Source organism: Erwinia billingiae Eb661, assembly GCF_000196615.1.
Classification (GTDB): domain Bacteria; phylum Pseudomonadota; class Gammaproteobacteria; order Enterobacterales; family Enterobacteriaceae; genus Erwinia; species Erwinia billingiae.
In genome coordinates, this window is sequence record NC_014306.1 from 2,850,778 (window position 1) to 2,871,644 (window position 20,867).

General features: G+C 55.8%; 19 protein-coding genes. 5 read left to right on the forward strand and 14 right to left on the reverse strand.

Annotation, left to right across the window (positions count from 1 at the left end):
• Positions 1 to 16: 16 nt before the first annotated feature.
• The 11 genes from EBC_RS14415 to EBC_RS14465 all read right to left on the reverse strand — a co-directional run bounded on the left by EBC_RS14415 (position 17) and on the right by EBC_RS14465 (position 13,844).
• A complete protein-coding gene (locus EBC_RS14415) occupies positions 17 to 1,696 on the reverse strand; it encodes a methyl-accepting chemotaxis protein (protein ID WP_013202552.1) in 1,680 nt (559 codons plus the stop codon).
• Positions 1,697 to 1,820: 124 nt separating this feature from the next.
• Positions 1,821 to 3,491 carry a methyl-accepting chemotaxis protein gene (locus tag EBC_RS14420; RefSeq protein WP_013202553.1) on the reverse strand — a complete coding sequence of 557 codons (1,671 nt, stop codon included), beginning with the start codon at positions 3,489 to 3,491 and terminating at the stop codon, positions 1,821 to 1,823.
• A gap of 196 nt (positions 3,492 to 3,687) precedes the next feature.
• Positions 3,688 to 4,185 carry a chemotaxis protein CheW gene (cheW, locus tag EBC_RS14425; protein ID WP_013202554.1) on the reverse strand — a complete coding sequence of 166 codons (498 nt, stop codon included), beginning with the start codon at positions 4,183 to 4,185 and terminating at the stop codon, positions 3,688 to 3,690.
• 24 nt (positions 4,186 to 4,209) lie between these two features.
• Positions 4,210 to 6,183: a chemotaxis protein CheA gene (cheA, locus tag EBC_RS14430; protein WP_013202555.1), complete on the reverse strand. Its 1,974-nt coding sequence runs from the start codon at positions 6,181 to 6,183 to the stop codon at positions 4,210 to 4,212.
• A 10-nt stretch (positions 6,184 to 6,193) separates the two neighbouring features.
• Positions 6,194 to 7,234 carry a flagellar motor protein MotB gene (gene motB, locus EBC_RS14435; protein WP_013202556.1) on the reverse strand — a complete coding sequence of 347 codons (1,041 nt, stop codon included), beginning with the start codon at positions 7,232 to 7,234 and terminating at the stop codon, positions 6,194 to 6,196.
• A gap of 3 nt (positions 7,235 to 7,237) precedes the next feature.
• Positions 7,238 to 8,125: a flagellar motor stator protein MotA gene (gene motA / locus EBC_RS14440; protein ID WP_013202557.1), complete on the reverse strand. Its 888-nt coding sequence runs from the start codon at positions 8,123 to 8,125 to the stop codon at positions 7,238 to 7,240.
• A gap of 129 nt (positions 8,126 to 8,254) precedes the next feature.
• On the reverse strand, positions 8,255 to 8,833 hold the full coding sequence (gene flhC, locus EBC_RS14445; RefSeq protein ID WP_013202558.1) for a flagellar transcriptional regulator FlhC: 579 nt from the start codon (positions 8,831 to 8,833) through the stop codon (positions 8,255 to 8,257).
• Positions 8,833 to 9,186 carry a flagellar transcriptional regulator FlhD gene (gene flhD, locus EBC_RS14450; RefSeq protein WP_041692028.1) on the reverse strand — a complete coding sequence of 118 codons (354 nt, stop codon included), beginning with the start codon at positions 9,184 to 9,186 and terminating at the stop codon, positions 8,833 to 8,835. Before flhD ends, flhC begins: the two co-directional genes overlap by 1 nt.
• A gap of 938 nt (positions 9,187 to 10,124) precedes the next feature.
• Positions 10,125 to 11,555, reverse strand: a complete 1,431-nt coding sequence (gene otsA, locus EBC_RS14455) for an alpha,alpha-trehalose-phosphate synthase (RefSeq protein ID WP_041692029.1) — start codon at positions 11,553 to 11,555, stop codon at positions 10,125 to 10,127.
• Entirely contained in the window at positions 11,530 to 12,339 is an 810-nt protein-coding gene (gene otsB, locus EBC_RS14460) for a trehalose-phosphatase (protein WP_013202561.1), read from the reverse strand. Before otsB ends, otsA begins: the two co-directional genes overlap by 26 nt.
• A gap of 323 nt (positions 12,340 to 12,662) precedes the next feature.
• Positions 12,663 to 13,844 (reverse strand): HD-GYP domain-containing protein, encoded by a 1,182-nt coding sequence (locus EBC_RS14465; RefSeq protein ID WP_041692030.1) that lies wholly within the window; start codon positions 13,842 to 13,844, stop codon positions 12,663 to 12,665.
• Positions 13,845 to 14,101: 257 nt separating this feature from the next.
• Here EBC_RS14465 and umuD point away from each other — a divergent pair, with 257 nt between their 5' ends.
• Entirely contained in the window at positions 14,102 to 14,521 is a 420-nt protein-coding gene (umuD, locus tag EBC_RS14470; protein ID WP_013202564.1) for a translesion error-prone DNA polymerase V autoproteolytic subunit, read from the forward strand.
• Between the two features lie 10 nt (positions 14,522 to 14,531).
• Here umuD and EBC_RS14475 read toward each other — a convergent pair whose 3' ends face one another.
• The gene (locus EBC_RS14475) at positions 14,532 to 15,488 is read right to left on the reverse strand and encodes a D-2-hydroxyacid dehydrogenase family protein (protein ID WP_013202565.1); all 957 of its coding nucleotides are present in this window, start codon (positions 15,486 to 15,488) and stop codon (positions 14,532 to 14,534) included.
• 127 nt (positions 15,489 to 15,615) lie between these two features.
• On the opposite strand from EBC_RS14475, the gene EBC_RS14480 reads away from it, so the two are divergent.
• The 4 genes from EBC_RS14480 (at position 15,616) to EBC_RS14495 (ending at position 18,946) form a co-directional block, all read left to right on the forward strand.
• Entirely contained in the window at positions 15,616 to 16,233 is a 618-nt protein-coding gene (locus tag EBC_RS14480; RefSeq protein WP_013202566.1) for a TetR/AcrR family transcriptional regulator, read from the forward strand.
• 80 nt (positions 16,234 to 16,313) lie between these two features.
• The gene (locus tag EBC_RS14485) at positions 16,314 to 17,249 is read left to right on the forward strand and encodes an alpha/beta fold hydrolase (RefSeq protein ID WP_013202567.1); all 936 of its coding nucleotides are present in this window, start codon (positions 16,314 to 16,316) and stop codon (positions 17,247 to 17,249) included.
• Positions 17,250 to 17,285: 36 nt separating this feature from the next.
• Positions 17,286 to 17,825, forward strand: a complete 540-nt coding sequence (locus EBC_RS14490; RefSeq protein WP_013202568.1) for a TetR/AcrR family transcriptional regulator — start codon at positions 17,286 to 17,288, stop codon at positions 17,823 to 17,825.
• Entirely contained in the window at positions 17,822 to 18,946 is a 1,125-nt protein-coding gene (locus tag EBC_RS14495) for an MFS transporter (RefSeq protein ID WP_013202569.1), read from the forward strand. Before EBC_RS14490 ends, EBC_RS14495 begins: the two co-directional genes overlap by 4 nt.
• Positions 18,947 to 18,972: 26 nt before the next feature.
• On the opposite strand, the gene EBC_RS14500 is transcribed toward EBC_RS14495, so the two are convergent.
• On the reverse strand, positions 18,973 to 19,962 hold the full coding sequence (locus EBC_RS14500) for an aldo/keto reductase (RefSeq protein WP_013202570.1): 990 nt from the start codon (positions 19,960 to 19,962) through the stop codon (positions 18,973 to 18,975).
• Between the two features lie 30 nt (positions 19,963 to 19,992).
• Positions 19,993 to 20,844, reverse strand: a complete 852-nt coding sequence (locus EBC_RS14505; protein WP_013202571.1) for an aldo/keto reductase — start codon at positions 20,842 to 20,844, stop codon at positions 19,993 to 19,995.
• Positions 20,845 to 20,867 lie beyond the last annotated feature (23 nt).

Genomic DNA, 20,867 nt, shown 5'->3' on the forward strand with positions numbered 1-20,867 from the left:
GCGGCAAAAAAGTCTGTTAGAAAGTTTCCCAATTATCGTTGGATGTCGGTGCGGCCAGCGCTTTACGCGGTGCGGCTGCCGGCATTAACAGTGGGTTTTTATTTGCCTTACTGGTATTAACGGCCTGGATGACATTTTCTTTACGAATTCTGAATACGGCGACCGCCTGCGTCAGTCTGCTGGCCTGTTCTTCCAGCGCGGCGGCGGCGGCCGCAGACTCTTCCACCAGCGAGGCGTTCTGCTGGGTGACGCGGTCCATCTCGGTCACGGCGGTGCCCACCTGGTCGATACCCTTGCTCTGCTCGTCCGACGCCGAGGCGATTTCGCCCATGATGTCGGTGACGCGGGTCACCGCGCTGACGATGTCGGCCATGGTCTCTCCGGCGCTTTCCACCAGCACCGAGCCGGTATCGACGCGGGCCACGGAGTCTTCAATCAGCCCTTTGATCTCTTTTGCCGCCTGCGCACTGCGCTGGGCCAGGTTACGCACTTCACCTGCCACCACCGCGAAGCCACGTCCCTGCTCACCGGCACGGGCGGCTTCCACCGCAGCGTTCAGCGCCAGGATATTGGTCTGGAAGGCAATGCCGTCGATGACGCTGGTAATGTCAGCAATCTTCTTCGAGCTTCCGGCGATGTCGTTCATGGTTTTCACCACACCATCCACCACCTTGCCACCTTTCTGCGCGGTTTCAGAGGCGCTGAGCGCCAGCTGAGAGGCCTGACGGGCGTTCTCGGCGTTCTGCTTCACCGTGGCGGTCAGCTGCTCCATACTGGCGGCAGTTTGCTCCAGCGAGGCCGCCTGCTGTTCGGTACGCGAGGAGAGATCGTTATTGCCGGCGGAGATTTCGCTGGCGCCGGTATAAATCGCATCGGAACCGTCGCGGACATCGCTGACCGTGCGGACCAGCGACTGCTGCATTTCACGCAGGCTGTCGGCCAGCTGGGTCATTTCGTTGCGCCCTTCTGACTCGATTGACTGGGTCAGATCGCCGCTGGCGATATGGCGGATATGTTCGATATTGGTGCGTAACGGACGCAGCAGGATTTTATAGATGCCGCTCCAGGCCAGCGCGATCACCAGCAGAGAGATCACCAGCACCGCAAACAGCAGCCACAGAGTATGCTCGTAAGCGCGACTGTTGGCCTCAACGCCCTCGGCGGTCAGCTGGTTATTGGTTTCCAGCCAGTCGTTATAGGTTTTTTCAAACTGATTCTGGTAGCTCTGGGTTGGCTGAGCGATAAAGTCGGTGAACTTGCCGGTCTGCATCATCACAATCAGGTCGGCCAGCGCATCGTGGAGCTGCTTGTAATTGGCATGCAGCTGCTTGACGTTCTCGGCGGTTTTGCCCTTCTCGGACAGGTTGGAATCAAATACCGCCATCGATTTGTCGGCGATATCCAGCTCTTGCTGTACCAGCACCAGCAGTTCCTTCACCGTGGCACCCGAACCCATTTGATTGGCATCCTGCAGGTAGCGGATACCGGCGCGGTTCAGGGTATTACGCGCCTGAACCAGAGAGACCCAGGAGGTGCCCATTGACTGCTGTAACGCGCGCAGACGCTGGTTAAACGCAAAATTATCTTTGTCATTCTTGACCGTATGGAAAAACAATCCGCCGGTGCCAAACTGCAGCAACGCAAACAGCACCAGTACGCTGACCAGGCCGGTAACAACCTTTATCCGTTTGAACATGACTACCTCAGGAAGGGGAAACAACTGGCACTGTTATCGGCAAAGGGAATGGGATCTTTATGCAGATATCCGCCGATCGCTCAGCGGATAATCTTATGACGGCATTTTTACTGCGCAGAGCGGATTAAAAGGTTTCCCAGTTGCTGTCCGAGGCAACCGGCGCGGAGGCTTTGCGCGCCACCGGCGATGCTGCCCGTTTCACGGTGCTGGCTTTCGCCGCCGGTGTGAAACCGGACTCTTTGCGCACGCGGAATACCGCGACGGCCTGCGTCAGACGGCTGGCCTGATCTTCCAGCGCGGCGGCCGCCGTGGCGGATTCTTCCACCAGCGAGGCGTTCTGCTGCGTCACGCGGTCCATTTCGGTCACGGCGGTGCCCACCTGGTCGATGCCTTTGCTCTGTTCATCAGAAGCAGAGGCAATCTCGCCCATAATGTCGGTCACGCGGGTCACGGCGCTGACGATATCCGCCATGGTTTCGCCTGCGGTACCCACCAGCACGGTGCCGCTGTCAACGCGCGCCACGGAGTCTTCAATCAGCCCTTTGATCTCTTTCGCCGCCTGCGCACTGCGCTGGGCAAGGTTACGCACTTCACCGGCAACCACTGCGAAGCCACGACCCTGCTCGCCGGCACGCGCCGCTTCCACCGCAGCGTTCAGCGCCAGGATGTTGGTCTGGAAAGCAATCCCGTCGATCACGCTGGTAATGTCAGCAATTTTCTTCGAACTGCCGGCAATGTCGCTCATGGTTTTCACCACGCCATCCACCACCTTGCCGCCTTTCAGCGCGGTTTCAGACGCGCTAAGCGCCAGCTGAGAGGCCTGACGGGCGTTTTCGGCGTTCTGCTTCACGGTGGCGGTTAACTGCTCCATGCTGGCCGCGGTTTCTTCCAGCGAGGCAGCCTGTTGCTCGGTACGGGCAGACAGATCGTTATTGCCGGCGGCAATTTCACTGGCACCGGTATAGATCGCATCGGAACCATCGCGTACGTCGCTAACGGTACGCACCAGCGACTGCTGCATCTCCAGCAAACTGTTTGCCAGCTGGGCCATTTCATTACGGCCTTCTACTTCGATGGTATGCGTCAGGTCGCCGCCCGCAATGTGGCTGATGTGGGCAATGTTGTTCTGTAATGGCGTAATCAGGATCTTGCGCAGGCCCACCCAGCACAGGGCGATCAGCGCGACAACCAGTACCATGATGGTGCCAATCACCCACAGCATTTTGCTGTACGCCGCTTCGTTGGCCTGCACGCCCTGCACGGTGATTTCATTCAGGGCCGTACGCCACAGGGTATAGGCCTGCTGCATATCATTCTGCTTCTGCTCGATGTTCAGTTTGAACATCTCAGGCAGCTGCTTGCTCTGCATCAAATCCAGCATGGTCGACAGCGCATTGGAATAGCTGACGTAGTTCTGCTCAAGGTCATCAACCACTTTCGGGTCAACACCCTTGGTGTTCGGGATGGCTTGATAGCGCGCGTAAGATTTGTCGGCATCAGCCAGCAGTTTCTTACCCTGATCGGAAATCGCGGTCAGCGACGCGCTGTTGATGCTGTTGGCCGTTTCACTCTGCAGACGCAGCATGCCGCGGTTCAGGGTGATGCGGGTCTGGTTCAGTGCAATCCACGCGTCGGTGAAGGACGCCACGTTGTCACTGGAATTTTGCGCAATGGAAAAACTGTCTTTATCGCTGGTCAGCGCGCCAATAAATATGCCGCCAGAGATCAGCTGCAATGAGCCAAAAACGAGCAGGACCAGCAGCAGGCTGGTGACCACTTTGATGCGTGTGAACATAGAGAACCCTTGGTGTGTAAAAGTAAAAAACAACACCGGATCTATCGGCTTTTCAGGGCCATACTTTATGTTGTGAGAGAGATATTTTACGGGGATTTATTTTGCTATATAAAACAAAGACGAAATAATATTGTAACTAAAAAAAGGGCCCTGCGTGTTGCGCAAGGCCCTTTTTCAACAGGAAAAACAACGGTTATCAGGCGCTACGCAGCACGTCGACTAACGCCATTTCTTCGCTGTTCAGCAGCTTCTCAATATCGACCAGAATCAACATGCGATCGCCCAGTGCACCCAGGCCGGTCAGATATTCGGTCGACATGGTCACGGCGAATTCCGGGGAAGGACGGATCTGATCCTGGGTCAGTGACAGCACGTCAGACACGCCGTCAACCACGATACCGACCACGCGCTGTTCCAGATTCAACACGATCACCACGGTGTTTTCGTTATACCCGACATCGGACTGCGCGAACTTAATGCGCAGGTCGATGATTGGCACGATAACGCCGCGCAGGTTGGTCACGCCTTTGATAAAGGAAGGCGTGTTGGCGATGCGGGTAACCTGATCGTAACCGCGGATCTCCTGCACTTTCAAAATATCGATGCCGTATTCTTCGTCACCCAGCGTAAACACCAGGAACTCCTGACCTACGGTTTCGCCAGTGAGTTTAGAGACAGTTGCCATTCCATTCATAATTCTACCCTTAATCGGTTAAAGTCAGGCTGCGGCTCCCGCCACACGCTTTTCACGGTTGAGAGACTGCAGAGCCGATACGTCGACAATCAGCGCCACGCTGCCATCACCGAGGATGGTTGCTGCCGAGATACCCGGCACTTTGCGATAGTTGCTTTCCAGATTTTTAACCACCACCTGGTGCTGGCCAATCAGCTGATCGACCAGCATCGCATAGCGTTTACCGGCGCTTTGCAGGATCACCACGATGCCCTGCGTTGCTTCGGTTTTTGCGCCCTGCACATCGAACACGTTCCACAGCTCAACCAGCGGCAGGTATTCACCCCGCACTTCCAGCACGCGCTCGCCACCGGCCAGCGGATGCAGATCGTCTGCCAGCGGTTGCAGCGATTCCATCACCGCGTTCAGCGGCAGAATGAACACTTCGTTCGCCACGCGCACGGACATGCCGTCGAGGATGGCCAGCGTCAGTGGCAGCAGAATACGAATGGTGGTGCCTTTACCCTGCTTCGAGGAGATTTCGACGTGACCGCCCATCTCCTGGATATTTCGTTTCACCACGTCCATGCCGACACCGCGACCCGAGACGTCAGTCACCTGCTCCGCCGTGGAGAAGCCAGGGGCGAAGATCAGCATGCCTACTTCTTCATCGCTCATCGATTCGCTGACCGGCAGGCCAGACGACAGCGCTTTCGCCAGGATACGTTCACGGTTCAGACCGGCACCGTCATCAACCACTTCGATGCAGATGTTGCCGCCCTGATGTTCCGCGGACAGGATCAGATTACCGATGGCGTCTTTGCCGGCGGCCAGACGTTTTTCCGGGGTTTCGATACCGTGATCCAGACTGTTACGCACCAGGTGCGTTAACGGGTCAATAATGCGTTCGATCAGGCTCTTATCCAGCTCGGTCGAGCTGCCTTGCAGGGTCAGCTCCACTTCTTTACCCAGCTTGCTGGCCAAATCGCGCACCAGACGTGGGAAGCGGCTGAAGACATATTCCATCGGCATCATACGGATGGACATCACCGATTCCTGCAGGTCACGGGCGTTACGTTCTAACTGCCCCATGCTGTTCAGCAGGTCGCCGTGGGCAACCGGATCCAATTCACCGGAACGCTGCGCCAGCATCGACTGGGTGATAACCAGTTCGCCAACCAGGTTAATCAACTGGTCCACTTTCTCTACCGCAACGCGGATACTGGTGGATTCGCTGGCTTTGGCGGCCGCTTTTTTCGGTGCTTCACGTTTCGCCGGCGTAATGTCGGTGACCGTGGCCAGGGGTGCAACCGGCTCTTCAGCCACCGCTTCAACGATTGGCTCAACCGCTTTTGGTGCTGACGGCGCCGTCAGGAACTGGATCTGCGCTTCTTCAATCACAAAGCACAGCACCGCAACGATGTCATCCTGATCGACGGTAGAGTCAAGGGTCACTTCAACCGAGGTTTCGCCTTTCACCACGTCAGAAACGGTGCCCAGATTCCCCAGTTCTTCCAGCATTAATGGAATTTCTGCCGGTTTCAGGTCCACCAGCGCCAGTCTCAGACCGGCGGCCGCCACAGGCGCGTTCGCCGCGGCTGCCAGCGTTTTAGGCGGTTCAATCACTTCACCCTTGGCTTCTAACGCTAACTGGCGCAGCGCCTGACAGATGTATTCAAACGTCGCGGCATTCGGTTCCGTGGCGGTTTTATAGGCATCCAGCTGTTCTTGCATAATATCTTTGGTTTCCAAAAACAGGTTGATGATATCGGTGCTCAGCTGCATTTCGCCGCGACGAGCGCCGTCGAGAATATTTTCCAGAATATGCGTGGTTTCCTGTAACACAGTGAAACCAAAGGTACCCGCCCCGCCTTTAATCGAGTGGGCCGCACGGAAGATAGCGTTAAGCTGTTCCGAATCCGGTTCCTGTGGGTCTAACCCCAGCAGGTGTTGTTCCATGTCGGCCAACAGTTCGTCGGCTTCATCGAAAAACGTTTGATAAAAATCGCTAATATCCATGCTCACGGGATCACCTCTGCTGTGAGTCGCGATCGGTCTGGGCCGCCGGTACCGGGTTAGCCGGAGCGGATGCTGTCGGTTTTACCTGATCGCCTGCTGGCTCAGCCACTGGGGGTTGAGGGTCTGGTTTTTTTGTGGCATCGGCAGGGAGTGCCGGTGCGACGATTTCTTTAAGACTGCCCGCATTGCTGTCGCTGATTTGCGTCGCGTCGCTCTCCGAGTTTTCTTTCTCAATCTGCAGCTCCGTGTCGTGGTTCAACACCAGCAGACTGATTCGACGGTTTACAGCATCATCCGCGCCGCGGTTTTTTAAACTCATGGTGTCGGCCATCCCGACCACGCGCAGCATCTTGCCGCTATCCAGTCCGCCGGTGACCAGCTCACGCCGTGAGGCGTTCGCGCGGTCGGCAGACAGTTCCCAGTTACTGTATCCGCGGTCGCCGTTGGCATACTGAAAATCATCGGTATGGCCGGCAAGGCTGATTTTGTTCGGTATATCGTTCAGGATCGGTGCAATTGCCCGCAAAATATCGCGCATATACGGCTCGACTTCCGCGCGACCGGTTTTAAACATCGGCCGGTTCTCGCTGTCGATAATCTGAATACGCAGCCCCTCTTCCACCATATTGATGATCAAATGGGGACGCAGGGCCTTCAACCGTGGATCCGATTCGATCAGCTGGTCGAGCTTTTCACGCAGACGGTTAAGACGGATTTCATCCAGCTTGCGTTTCTGCGCATCCATATCCACCACCTTGTGGACCTCGCCCGATTTCTGGGTTGGGTCCTCGCCACCGCCGGGGATCACGCTGATGCTTTCGCTACTTTTTGAACCGCCGGTCAGTGCCACTTTCAACGGCGTCTTAAAGTAATCGGCAATCTGCACCAATTCCTGAGGGTTCGCGATCGACAACAGCCACATCACCATAAAGAAAGCCATCATCGCGGTCATAAAGTCGGCATAGGCAATCTTCCATGAGCCGTGACCGCCCTCATGTCTTTTATGCTTCTTTTTCTTAACCAGAATAATGGGGTGATTGTTATGCTTCATGCGTCATGCGTCCTGGTCTGAAGTCTGTTTCGCTGGTGATTTTGCGTTACGGACATGCTCCTCCAGCTCGGTAAACGACGGTCGGTCGGTTGAGTACAGCGTCTTACGACCAAACTCAACCGCGATTTGCGGCGCATAGCCATTCAGGCTGGAGAGCAACGTCACTTTGATGCACTGCATCATCTTGGTGGTTTCTGCACATTTCTGGCGTAACACCCCGGCCAACGGAGAGATAAATCCGTAGGCCAACAAAATGCCGAGGAAGGTTCCCACCATCGCGTGTGCGACCGATGCCCCTAACTCTGCTGCCGGGCGATCGGCGGATGCCAGCGTATGTACCACCCCCATTACCGCCGCCACGATGCCGAAAGCCGGGAGAGAATCGCCTACCGTTTGCAGCGCCGTTGCCGGCACTTCGCATTCGTGTTCGTAGGTTTCAATCTCTTCGTCCATCAGCGCTTCGATTTCAAAGGCGTTCATATTGCCGCTGACCATCAGACGCAAATAGTCGGTAATGAAGTCCACTAATCTTTTATCGGCAAGGATGCGCGGGTAATTAGCAAAAATTTCACTTTCCTGCGGACTTTCAATATCCGCTTCCAGCGATAACATGCCCTGCTGGCGGGATTTGGCCATAATGCGGTACAGCAACGCCATCAGATCCATATAGACGGCTTTGTTATATTTTGAGCCGCGCATTAATAATGGCAGTGCCTTCATCGTGGCTTTAATGGCTTTGCCATTATTCCCCACGATAAATGCGCCAATACCGGCGCCGCCGATGATCAACAATTCTGAAGGTTGATAGAGAGCGCCAAGGTGGCCACCGACCATCGCGTAGCCCCCCAACACCGACCCGAGTACCAGGATATACCCAATAATAATTAACACACTAAATCCTTACGTCTGGTGACGTGTGGGTTGAAGAAGAGCGCTTCAGGATGTTTCTACCCGCCGCAGGCAAAAAAAAAGCAGCGGTTAAATAACCGCTGCTGGATGCATTCCACGTTGTGAGGAGAATTAAACGGCTTGTTTAATCTCTTCCTCCAGCAGTTGTGAAATGTTATCGGCAGATTCCCCGATAAGTTTACGTCTTTTTACCGCACGGGATGGCGGCTGGCACAGGCTGCAGACAAAGCTGCCAACTGGCTGGTGTGCGTGGTTGATGAAACTGCCGTTGCAGCTTTTGCAATCGGACAGTTCGAGCATTCCGCTCTCAACAAACCGGACTAAGGTCCAGGCGCGGGTCAGCGCCAACAGCGGGCCTTCGTCCTGTTGCGGGCACTGTTCGAGATAGAGTCGGTACGCTTTGATTACCGCGTCCACACCCTTGCTCAACCCGCTTTTGAGAAGGAACTGCCAGGCGTTACAGAACATAGAAGAGTGAATGTTCTGTTCCCAGGTCATAAACCAATCGGTTGAGAACGGCAGCATGCCTTTCGGCGGTGGGCTACCGCGCAGTTCTTTATATAATTTAATTAAACGGCCACGACTCAGCTGCGTTTCGCTTTCTAACATCTGCAGACGCGCGCCCAGCGAGATCAACTCCATCGCTAATTGAATATCGCGCGCTTCCTGGACAATACTTTTTTCACTCATTAGCTCGCTCTCTTTTTAGGCAACTCGTCGCTTTTACCCGACACGGTGCGTAATAAACGGCTGGATAACAGAATACCGGTGTGGATTTGCTGTAAATCGTCCACGCGTGATTCCTGCGTTAAGCGAGTAATTGTATTGTGGTCGTTAAAACGAAACTGACAAACAAGCTGATTCGTTTCAGCTAACTTCACCATTTCAGGCAGAGTTAATTGAGAAAGTGTATCTGCCATCGCTTCATCGATACCGAGACGAAACATCGCAGAGGCTTTTTCCTGGTTAATGAGGCGTTGTGCAAGCAATAAATAAGACAAGTTGATGTCGTAAATATGTTTGAGTAATTCTGATGTACCCATTTTTTTTTCCATCCTGACTGACACTACTTAAACGTTTGCGGATTACGCCGCTACCTTGTTGCTGATTTGTAGATCTAAGTTGGCAAATAATTTAGTGGCAGAAGCCAAACGTTTGCGAAGCTGTAAGGTGCCAAATAGCGCCTGTCCAGAAAGTAGTCATTAACTCATTTTGCCAGTACTGCTTCCCTGTTTTCCGTCCGCTTTGTCTGACCTTAGAGTCAGACTTTTCTTACTACCTTTTAGGACTATTCCGAAAACAAGGCAACTCTATCCCCTCTGATTTCGACATACAACGAGGGCCAGGCCAAATTTTAGATAAAGTGTGACGCAGATCACACTTTTGGGGTAATTTAACTAAAATAACCCTTCAGCGATACTGTTGATTAGTTCACTAACTAATCAATTTACCCCCTTTTTGTCAGTTTTTAACATGTTTGGAACATTTCCAAATGAAAACGATTCTGGTTACGAGTATTAAACGGAACGGGTGCGTGATTTAGATCAATATCAGCTCAACTATCTATGTTGACAAAAATAATCAGAATTTAATGCTGGATATGCGAGGTAAGTAGCGATCACAAAATAGTCACGAAAGGTGACTGTCAGGGATGTGTATGATGACTGAAATGTGACATAGCGCAGGTTTCTATCAGTAAGCGATAGCGTTTCGTAAGCCTTATCCGGCTTGTGTTTAGGGCGTGTAAAGGGATGTAATCGGCAGTTACATTAGTGATATGAATGTTTTAGCGGAATTGTGAGCTATCAGGGTAAGTATCGGCACTCTGCAGACATTCTTTAGTGAAAAGGGTCAATTTTCGTTATTTTTCTTATAAATGGCTCTTTTTTGAGGAAAACTTAGACCCCTGTCTCATTTATGGTGCTGATTTTGGTCGAAAAAAAGGGCGATCTGAGATCGCCCTTTTGGTTACTGGCACAGATTATGCTAGTCGCGGAAAGGTGGCGACCTTATTGGCCTCCCCCTGCTCCGGTGTGCGCAGCTTTACAGCCTGCAAATCCTTCAGATAGGTTTTACGCCAGTTACTGATATCGTTGCGGCGCAGCACGGCCATCATGTCGTTATAACGAGAGATACGCTCGTTCAACGGCATGGTCGCCGCCTGGTTCAACGCAGCGGCCACTTCATCACGATCGTAAGGGTTCACAATCAGTGCGGAGGTGAGCTCGTTGGCGGCACCGGCAAAGCGAGACAGCACCAGCACACCCGGATCGTTCGGGTCCTGTGCGGCGACATATTCTTTCGCCACCAGGTTCATGCCATCGCGCAGCGGCGTCACCAGACCAATATCGGTCAGGCGGAAGATTTTCATCAGCAGACGGCGATCGAAGTGCTGATTAAGGTAATACAGCGGCGTCCAGCCCAGCGTGCCGTATTTGCCGTTGATGCGCCCGGCTTCCGTTTCCAGCTGATGGCGGATGTCCTGATAGGCCTGCACGTCACCGCGCGAGGTCGGGGCAATCTGCGAATAGCGGATCTTGCCGTGATGCTCAGGATAGTTCTCCAGCAGCGCTTCATAAGCGAGGAAACGCTCAGGCAGCCCTTTGGAATAATCCAGACGCTCACAGGCAATGATGTTTTTCGCATCGCCCAGATCTTTTTTCATTGCAGCCATCTTCGGCGGCAATGGCCCTTCCGCCATCTCTTTAATGCTGTCTGGCTCGATGCCGATCGGGTAGACCTCAGTGGCGAAGGTGTTGCCAAAGGCGCGATGTTGCTTGCCGTCAGTCTGCAACTGCGTCATCAGCGACAGACATTCAAGGAACGCCGTGCGGTCACTCTCTGTCTGGAAGCCCAGCAGATCGTAATCACACATCATTTCCAGCAGCTCATTGTGCGGCGGCAGGGCATTGAAGATTTCCGGCGTTGGGAACGGAATATGCAGGAAGAATCCGATGCGGTTATTCACGCCCAGCTTACGCAGCGCGGCCGCAAATGGCAGCAGGTGATAATCGTGGATCCACAGCACATCATCCGGCTTCAGCAACGGCAGCAGGCGGTTAGCCAGCAGCGTGTTGACGTTGCAGTAACCCTCCCAGGCTTCACGCTGGAAGTTAACCAGGTCAAGCCGGTAGTGGAAAGCGGGCCACAGCACGGCATTGGAGAACTGCAGATAATACAGGTCGTAATCGTTTTGATTCAGCCCGAAAGAGGCGTAGGTGACGTTGTCCTGTTCGAACAGGTCCATATCTTCGTCATCTTCACCGATTTCATTGATTTCGCCGTTCCAGCCAAACCACAGTCCACCGGTGGTTTTCAGGGCATCCACGATCCCGACAGTCAGACCGCCTGCGCTGGCCTTGGTCCCATCAGGTACAGCGATGCGGTTAGATACGACTACTAAGCGACTCATAACCTTGACTCCTTACCGACGTTGTTTCGTCTTGATCTAGTTGTAATAGTGTTTGTTCAAGCCAGTGGTAAACCGCAGCGACGTCCGGTAACCGGTAGCCGGCCTCCGTTGGTCCCTCGCCCACTTTAATGGCGATGCCGTCCATAGCATTGATAACCTTAAATCCGGCTTCATCTGTCACATCGTCGCCGATGAACACAGGCGTTCTGCCGGCGAACGGGGCCTGCTGCATGATCGCGTCAATCGCAGCCCCTTTACTGACGCCTTTCGGTTTCAGCTCAACCACACATTTGCCCGGTTGCAGAGCCAGCACCGGGAAACGTTCGACCATCGCCTCGGCCAGCGCCAGCACGTCCTGCTGATAGTGTTCCGCACGCCGGTAGTGCAGCGCGAAGGCCATTCCTTTGGTTTCAAGTTGGGTATCCGGCATTTTTGCCATCGCGTCGCCCAGTAAAGCAGAGAGCGAACGGGCGACGTCATCCGGCAGGGACAGGCGTTCAATGTTGTCCTGGCCGTCGCGTCGTTCAGCACCGTGAACGCCAGCCAGTGGGAGGTGTAAGGGTGCGACTAACGCGTCCAGCTCAGACATCGGCCGGCCCGAAACCAGTGCCAGCGCGCCATCGGTCAGGCGGCTGAGGCGGTCCAGGTGAGAAATCACTTCTCCGGGGATAAACACTTCATCCGGACGGGACTGAATGGCAGCCAGAGTACCATCGACATCGAAGAAAAAAGCATACCGGCCGCTGGCGGATAACGGGGGCGCGGATTCATTCTGGGTGTTCAAAGTATTCCTCCTGATTGAGTGTGTTACGGCGATACGTTCATCAGGCTGTGTTACGGCCCAACTCACGGGGGAGGGTCAGATGGCGTATCTGATCACCCACAACGCACGAGGAAAACGCAGCAATATCAGCATTCAGTATAGACGCTGATCCCGACTCTGCCAGACAATACGCGGCTTTGAGCCCGGATCGATGCATCCAGCCTGCCAAATTACTGGGGAAAAAGACATAGGAGAAAGGCGAAATGTTTAGCGGGAATGACTCGGAAAAACTGTGAGTGAAACGGGTAATTGTTCAGGCGGAACGATCCGCCTTTACTCGACCTTCAGGCTACCGGCTTCATCCACAGCGCGTCAACATTGATGCCGTGCCAGTTCGTGGACTCTTCCGGGCCGGTGATGCTGTCCCAGCAGAAGCGATCGGCGAGGTCGACGATCTCCGGTGACAGCCTCTGGTTGGTGACCAGTGAATAAAAAACGCAGACTTTGGGTTGCAGCAGTGAGCCTCCGCCCGGCTCGGCGACCACCGCAATGCGTCCTGAGGCGAGACGCACGGTGGAGCCCACCGGATAGATGCCCACCGCCTTCACAAAGGCGAAAAACACCTTGCGGTCGAAGTGCCCTTCCCAGCTGGCCATTTGGTGCATGGCGCTGGCCGGATTCCAGCCTGCCTTATAAGGCCGGTTAGAGGTCACCGCATCATAGACGTCGCAGACCGCCGCCATCCGCGCCAGCAGCGAGATTTTTTCACCGGCCAGGCCATGCGGATAGCCACGGCCATCGAATTTTTCATGGTGGTGTAACGCCACGTCCAGCAGATCTTCGCCGCCGCCGCTTTTTCGCAGCAGCGCTTCGCCAATCACCGGATGCTGTTTCATGATGTCGAACTCGGCGTCGGTCAGCTTGCCGGGCTTGTTAAGGATGTCCAGCGAGATCCCGGCTTTTCCCACGTCATGCAGCAGCCCGGCGGTTCCCGCCCGCCGCACCTGCTCTTCTTCCAGCTGCAGCTGCCTGGCCAGCGACACCATCAGCGCGCAGACGGCGACCGAATGCAGATAGGTGTAATCATCATGGGTTTTCAGCCGCACCACGCTCAGCAGCGCGGCAGGATGCCGGCTGATCGATCCGCCGATTTCATCCACCAGCGGCAGCGTGCTGACAGTGTCAATGGTACGTCCCAGCCGGGCATCGCTGAACATATCCATTACCTGCCCTTTGGCATTCAGGCAAATCGCCTGCGCCTGCTCAACTTCTTGATGCATGCTGATGGGACCACGCGGCACGTCCGCCTGGTCTTCTTCAATCTCTGTTTCTGTTTCGTCCGGCGCCCGCCCTTTAGACAGATCGATCCAGACTTCTTTAATGCCGTTTTCTGCAATCACCTGGATCTGCAGATCGGTGGTCAGCAGCATGTCGTTGTGGACGAGCGGATGCTTGAGCCAGAAAACCTCCAGCTTATGCACATACATCCCAACGCGCAGCGCCTGTACCTGAATTCGCCTGATCATCCTGTGCCTCTTTGCCAGTTCCTCCATTCAGCACAGGTATCGGCCTTGCCTGAAAAAGCTTCAGTGAATGCGGCGAGGGACCGCATCTTTTACTTAATTTTTACATTTACGCAGGCCGCAATTCCGCCCCGTTTTTTCAGGCAGAAACTAAATTCCTCAGCAGAACAAGCGCGTAGGTTTTTCCGCAGATTCAGCGGTTGATTGCCAGCGCGGATTGATAATACTGTATATAAACACAGTAACATTGAGTCATCATTATGCACATGCACCAACTTGTTGTTTCTCCGCGTCCTCTCACCATCCCGTTGTTCGTTGAACGGGTCGCCTGCGGGTTTCCCTCGCCAGCGGCCGATTACGTGGAATCGCGGATAGACCTGAATGAACTGCTGGTCAGCCATCCCAGCGCGACCTACTTTATCCGCGCGGCGGGAAATTCGATGATCGAGGGCAATATTAACGACGGCGATATGCTGGTAGTAGACAGCTCGTTAAAGCCACAGCATGGCGATCGGGTGATTGCCGCCATTGATGGCGAATTCACCCTGAAGAAATTGCAGCTGACCCCTTCGGTGAAGCTGCTGCCGATGAATCCCAGCTACGCCGCCATCGATATCGACGACGAAGCCGGGCTGAGCGTGTTCGGCGTGGTGACCTTTATTATTTATGCGGCGCGCTGAGAGAGTGAACTCAGGGGTTGATCACCTGTGACCGATCGCCGGCAAAAAAACGGGTGAGGTTGTCGAACGCCACGCGGAAATAGGCCTCGTAGCTGGCCTGCTCGACGTAACCGAGGTGCGGCGTACAGAGCACGTTCGGCATCTGCAACAGCGGCGAGGCCGGATCGTACACCGGCTCCTGCTCGTAGACATCCAGCGCGGCAAAGCCCGGACGTCCCTGACCCAGGGCATGCAGTAGCGCGCCCGGCGCGACCAGCTCGGCCCGGCTGGTATTCACAAACAGCGCATCCGGTTTCATCGCCAGCAGATCGGCCTGGGTGATGCTGGCTGCGGTGGCCTCGACCAGTCGCAGGTGGACAGAGAGGATATCGCTGGTGGCAAACAAGGCGGTGCGATCGGTAGGCACGCTGTGACCATCGCGCCGCGCTTCCTCGCGGGCGCGTTCGCTGCCCCATACCTGCACCTGCATATTGAAAGCACGGGCATAACCGGCAATCAGCTTGCCAATTTTGCCGTAGCCAAGAATGCCGATGGTTTGCCGGTTAACCGCCCTGCCGATCTCCGTTTGCCAGCGTCCGGCGGCCATAGCATTCACCGAGGACACCAGCTTACGGCGAGAAGCCATGATCAGCAGCCAGGTCAGTTCTGCCGGCGCCACCGGCGAGCCGCTTCCTTCCACCACCGCCACGCCAGCCCGCTGGCAGGCCACCAGATCGATATTACGCGCCACTTTGCCCGTCTGGCTGATCGCTTTAAGTTGCGGAGTTCGCCGCAGAAACGCCGCATCAATCTGCGTTCGCTCGCGGATCAAAATCAGCGCCTGAGCCGTCGCCAGCACCTCGCTGGCATGCGGATCGTGCGCCAGGTCGCCCAGCGCGCGGCACTGGAAGGCCGGATTATCGTGCAGGAAATCAAGCTGAGCGGTTGCCCGCGGGTAATCATCCGGTATCGCAATAGGTATAACCACGAGCTTCTCCTGAGACTGACGAGGTGAATATCAGAATAATGCGCGATGGGCTGCTGAGCGAGAACTCTCTTGCCAGTTATCCCGCTTTCTGGCATTTTGGAAACAATCGTTCCCTTATTGGATTATTATGAACAACGCATCCCTTCTGCCGCAGCACAGCAAAGAGCGCGGCCGCCCACGAGAATTTGATACCGACCTGGCGCTGGATAACGCCATGCTGGTGTTCCGGGAAAAAGGCTTCCACGCCGCCTCGATTGCGGATTTGGGCGAGGCGATGAACCTGACCGCAGGCAGCATCTATAAGGCGTTTAAGGATAAACGTACGCTCTTCCTGCAGGTCTTTGAGCGTTACACCTCATTGCGTAACGGCGCGCTGCGCGAGCGTCTGGCACTGTTCACCACCGGCCGCGAGAAACTGGCTGAGCTACTGCGCTTCTATCTGGAATCGGCTCAGGATGTTGAAGGAAGACGTGGCTGCCTGGTGGTCGGCAGCGCCACGGAATTGCAGGTACTGGACGAGGCGTTGTCAGCGCTGGTGCGTCAGGCGGTGATGCATAATAAAAGCCTGCTGACCTCACTGTTATCCCAGGGACAGCAGGATGGCTCGGTATCCAGTAGCCTGGCGGTGGAGACCGCAGCAGAACTGATTTTATGCCTGATTTTTGGCATGCGTATCGTCGGTAAGATGCAAAATATCAGCGACCGCGAAGCCACCATCACGCTGGCGATGAAGCTGCTCGATTAAAAAATTTACCCATTTAGGAAGCATTCATTTCCTAATCAACCTACCTGCCAGTCCGCAGGCAATCACTGAAGAGGTCCACGATGAAACAGCCAACAACAGAAAGCGTCCTGCCCCGCCGCACCGAGGCGGAACCCACGACTTTTGCTGACAGCGCCCTTCCCGGTTTTGTGCATCGCTATGCCAGCGTTGAGGGGGTCAGACTGCATTATGTCAGCGGCGGCAATCCGCAGGGCGAAACCCTGGTGCTGCTGGCGGGCTTCCCGCAAAGCTGGTTTGCATGGCGACAGGTAATGGCGCGACTCGCATCGACCTACCGCATTATTGCGCCGGATCTGCCGGGCCAGGGCGATTCGGATCGACCGGAAACGGGTTATGACACCCGATCGCTGGCGACAAAGGTGCACGGACTGCTCAGCTCACTGGCTATCACCCGCTATTACCTGGCCGCGCACGATGTGGGTGCCTGGGTAGCCTGGCCTTATGCCGCCTTATACGGCGACGAGGTTAAGCGCCTGGCCTTGCTGGATGCCGGTATTCCGGGGATCACCCTGCCGGATGCCCTGCCCGTGTCGCCGGATGCCGCCTGGAAAACCTGGCACTTCGCCTTTCACGTTATCCCGGACCTGCCCGAAGCGCTGATCGCAGGAAATGAACGCGTCTACCTGGAGTGGTTCCTGAAGCGCAAAACCGCCTGCCCTGACGTTTTCTCTGAAACTGACATGGAGGAGTATTTGCGCATTATGATGAAAAGCGGTGGATTACGCGCGGGCCTCGCCTACTACCGTTCCGCCGCCCTGTCCGCGCAGCAAAACCGGGAATTACAGGCTAACGGCAAGTTAAGCATGCCAATCCTCGCCATCAGTGCCGAACAGGGTTCGATCCCCGATATGGCAGCACCGTTGCGCCCGTTTGCAGCAGATGTCACCGGCGTTGTGGTCCCTTATTGCGGCCATTTCCTGCCGGAAGAACAGCCCGAAGCAATTGCCCGCGAGCTGAATGACTTTTTCCAAGGCTGATTTGCAAAAGTAAAACGATCGGTTTACTTTTAGAGGATGAAAAAGAAACAGGACATCCTGAACGCCGCTGAGCGGCTGTTCTACAGCAACGGTTTTCATGCCACCAGCACCGACAGAATATGCAGCGAGGCCAGCGTCTCCACCCGCACGCTGTATCGCTACTTTCCTTCGCGGGAACTGCTGACCGAGGCGGTGATGAATGCCCGGAAAGATCGCTTCTCTGCGGCGCTGCTTCCAGCGGAGGATCCGGCGGCCATCGCGCAGCTGTTTAGCGTGCTCGGCAGCTGGATGCAGGATTACGGCACGTCCGGCTGTTTCTTCCTGAAGGCGTGGGGGGAATATGCCGAACAGGACGTCTGGCTGTCGGCGCTGGCACTGGACTATCGCTACGAGATGCGTGAATACATCACGGCCTGCGTGCGCAATATGCCAGGCCAGCATCGCGAGGTGCTGGCGGATGCCATCTGGATGCTGTTTGAAGGGGCGATTACCGCGGCGCTGGTCGCCGGGCCTGATGCCGCCTTTCGCGCCGGTGAGGCGGCAGCGCTGCTTACCGCCAGCGGTACCCGCCGATGAAAACGATCGCGCTGGGCATCGCCGGCACCTCGCTGATTGCCGTCACTTACGGCATGGCGCGCTTCTCCTGGGGGCTGATGCTGCCCGAGGTCATTGTTGATATCCCCTTCAGCCCGCAAATGGCGGGCGTTATCTCGGCCTGTAGCTTTGCCGCGTATTGCCTGGCCATTGTGGCTTCGTCTGTGCTGGACGATCGGTTTGGCCCGCGACTGATGGCAGCGGCCGCCGCCTGCTGTGCCGCGGCAGGACTGGCGGTGATTGCCGTCGCCGAATCCCCCGCGATGCTGGCAGCCGGGCTGTTTATCTCCGGTCTGAGTCCGGGCTTAGCTTCGCCTTCGCTGGCCGCCGCAGTGGACCAGGTGGTCGATCCTGAGACGCAGCCAACGTTGAATACCATCATTAATTCCGGCACCAGCGCCGGGATTATCCTGTCAGTACCGGTACTGTACTTTCTGCCGGGAGGCTGGCGCGCAGCCTGTCTTGTCTTCACCCTTTTTGCCCTGGCTTGCCTGCCGGCGATCCTGCGCTACGTGCCGCCTGGGCAAACTACGGCCCGCGAAACACCGCCCGGCTGGCGTGAAACGCTGCTGCAACGCGCCATGCTAAACCTGATGCTGATCGCCTTCTTCAGCGGCATAGCCAGCGCCGCCTGGTGGAATTTTGGCCCGGATGTATTGCGTCATCATATTAATGTCGAAGTCGGTACCGTCAATCTGCTGTGGCTGGTCGGGGGTGGTGCGGGAGTGATGGGGGCGCTAACCGGTCCGCTGGCTGAGCGCATAGGAATGAAGCAGGTTTACCGTCTTTCGCAACTGGCAATGGCCGCACCGCTGGTACTGCTGGCCGTGAGTCAGCAGATGCACGGGTGGCTGTTCCTGGCGGTAGCCTGTTGCGGCGCAGGATACGTAACGCTGTCCGGCGTTTTACTGGTGAGTGGGGGTGCGGTGACAAACAACGCGCCCGCCACCGGCGTGGCGGCGGTTTTCTTCGCGCTGGCCGCAGGTCAGGTTGCGGGATCGGTGTTATTTGGCCAGCTATCCGCAGCAGCTGGCGTGGTGCCTGCTCTGCTGACCTTTGCGGCGATATCAGCGGCGATGCTCCTGCTCTCGCCGCCTGAGTGAACGTTTAAACGTGCCGAAGGTTGAGGTTAGCCGCCGACTCTCGCCTGTAATGCGGCGGGATAGCGTTCGCCGATCACTTTGATGGTTTCCAGCGCCTGAGTCAGCTTATGCATCTCATCACCCGACAGAACAATATCCACCGCGGCCAGATTCTCCTCCAGGCGATGGAGCTTGGTGGTCCCCGGAATAGGCACGATCCACGGCTTTTGTGCCAGCAGCCATGCCAGCGCAATCTGCGCCGAGGACACGCCCTTCTCTGCGGCAAGATGGCCCAGCAGCGTCACCAGCTTTTCATTGGCGGCCATCGCTTCGGCAGCAAAACGCGGCACTTTGCTGCGGAAATCATCTTCGCCAAAGGTGGTGCCCGGTTTAATCGCGCCGGTTAAGAAGCCTTTTCCTAACGGGCTGAACGGCACAAAACCAATCCCCAGCTCCTCAAGCAGCGGCAGAATTTCCTGCTCCGGCTCACGCCACCACATAGAGTATTCGCTTTGCAGCGCGGTGACCGGCTGTACGGCATGCGCACGACGGATGGTTTTTGCGCCAGCCTCTGACAGGCCAAAGTGTTTTACCTTACCTTCGGCGATCAGATCCTTTACCGTTCCCGCCACGTCTTCAATCGGCACGTCGGGATCGACACGGTGCTGATAAAGCAGATCGATGACGTCGGTTTTCAGGCGGCGCAGCGAGCCTTCAACGGCTTCGCGGATATGTTCCGGGCGGCTGTTGAGGATCTGCTGCTTATTATCGTTGCCAAAGGTAAAGCCAAATTTAGTGGCGATGACAACCCGATCGCGATAAGGCTTTAACGCCTCGCCAACCACCTCTTCATTGAGGTAGGGTCCATAAACCTCTGCGGTGTCGAAGAAGGTGACGCCACGCTCTACCGCCGCGCGAATAAGTTCCACAGCCTGACGCGACTCCGTCGCCGGACCATAGCCGTGGCTGAGGCCCATACAGCCCAGCCCCAGCGCTGAAACATCAAGTTTTGAGTTGCCCAAATAACGTTTTTGCATTTCTCTCTCCTCAGGTTTCATTCTGTGTGATTAGACGTCGAGCTTACGGCCGGTCAGCCATTCCACCATTGCCGGGTTACGGTGCGAGAAGAAGGCGCTGGTTGCCGTATCCAGTGCGGCTATCTGCATCATTTCAGCGTCGCTTAGCGCGAAATCCAGCACATTGATGTTCTCTTCCATTCGTTCTTTACGAACGGATTTCGCCAGCGAGACGATGCCGCGCTGGAAGATCCACCGCAGGACAACCTGCCCGACGCTTTTACCGTGCTTTTCGCCAATGGCGGTCAATAGCGGATGCTGGAACAGACCATTTTTTCCTTCCGCAAACGGGGCCCAGGCTTCGGGCTGAATGCCGCGACTCTGCATCCACGGCGCGGCATGAAGCTGCTGGTTGAACGGATTCACTTCGACCTGATTGACCGCCGGAACGATGTTATTAAAGGCGATAAGATCCGCCAGGCGATCCGGCTGGAAGTTGCTGACGCCAATGGCACGAATTTTACCGGCCTGATGCAGCTCCTCCATCGCACGCCACGCGCCGTGCACATCGCCATACGGCTGATGAATCAGGTAAAGGTCGACATAATCCAGCTGCAGCCGATTTAATGAACGCTCAAACTGCGCTTTCGCCCCTTCATAGCTGGCATCCTGCAGCCACAGCTTGGTAGTAACAAACAGTTCGTCACGCGCCATGCCGCTCTGCTTAAGCGCGTTACCGACCTGCGTTTCATTTTGATAGGAAGCGGCGGTATCGATCAGGCGGTAGCCGGTTTCGAGGGCGTCAATGACGGCGCGCTCGCATTCGGCGGCATCGGTCATCTGGAAGACACCAAAGCCGAGAAGCGGCATTTCGATGCCGTTGTTCAGTTTTACAGTTTGCATAGCGTTATCCTTTGTCGAGTTTC

Excerpts from the sequence above, each read along its gene's own strand:
- flhD (WP_041692028.1), bottom strand. The coding sequence starts at position 9,186 with ATGGGTACATCAGAATTACTCAAACATATTTACGACATCAACTTGTCT.
- flhC (WP_013202558.1), bottom strand. The coding sequence starts at position 8,833 with ATGAGTGAAAAAAGTATTGTCCAGGAAGCGCGCGATATTCAATTAGCG.
- EBC_RS14505 (WP_013202571.1), bottom strand. The coding sequence starts at position 20,844 with ATGCAAACTGTAAAACTGAACAACGGCATCGAAATGCCGCTTCTCGGC.
- EBC_RS14485 (WP_013202567.1), top strand. The coding sequence starts at position 16,314 with ATGAAACAGCCAACAACAGAAAGCGTCCTGCCCCGCCGCACCGAGGCG.
- EBC_RS14500 (WP_013202570.1), bottom strand. The coding sequence starts at position 19,962 with ATGCAAAAACGTTATTTGGGCAACTCAAAACTTGATGTTTCAGCGCTG.
- EBC_RS14415 (WP_013202552.1), bottom strand. The coding sequence starts at position 1,696 with ATGTTCAAACGGATAAAGGTTGTTACCGGCCTGGTCAGCGTACTGGTG.
- EBC_RS14480 (WP_013202566.1), top strand. The coding sequence starts at position 15,616 with ATGAACAACGCATCCCTTCTGCCGCAGCACAGCAAAGAGCGCGGCCGC.
- motB (WP_013202556.1), bottom strand. The coding sequence starts at position 7,234 with ATGAAGCATAACAATCACCCCATTATTCTGGTTAAGAAAAAGAAGCAT.
- EBC_RS14490 (WP_013202568.1), top strand. The coding sequence starts at position 17,286 with ATGAAAAAGAAACAGGACATCCTGAACGCCGCTGAGCGGCTGTTCTAC.
- umuD (WP_013202564.1), top strand. The coding sequence starts at position 14,102 with ATGCACATGCACCAACTTGTTGTTTCTCCGCGTCCTCTCACCATCCCG.
- EBC_RS14465 (WP_041692030.1), bottom strand. The coding sequence starts at position 13,844 with ATGATCAGGCGAATTCAGGTACAGGCGCTGCGCGTTGGGATGTATGTG.
- EBC_RS14420 (WP_013202553.1), bottom strand. The coding sequence starts at position 3,491 with ATGTTCACACGCATCAAAGTGGTCACCAGCCTGCTGCTGGTCCTGCTC.
- EBC_RS14495 (WP_013202569.1), top strand. The coding sequence starts at position 17,822 with ATGAAAACGATCGCGCTGGGCATCGCCGGCACCTCGCTGATTGCCGTC.
- otsA (WP_041692029.1), bottom strand. The coding sequence starts at position 11,555 with ATGAGTCGCTTAGTAGTCGTATCTAACCGCATCGCTGTACCTGATGGG.
- cheA (WP_013202555.1), bottom strand. The coding sequence starts at position 6,183 with ATGGATATTAGCGATTTTTATCAAACGTTTTTCGATGAAGCCGACGAA.
- cheW (WP_013202554.1), bottom strand. The coding sequence starts at position 4,185 with ATGAATGGAATGGCAACTGTCTCTAAACTCACTGGCGAAACCGTAGGT.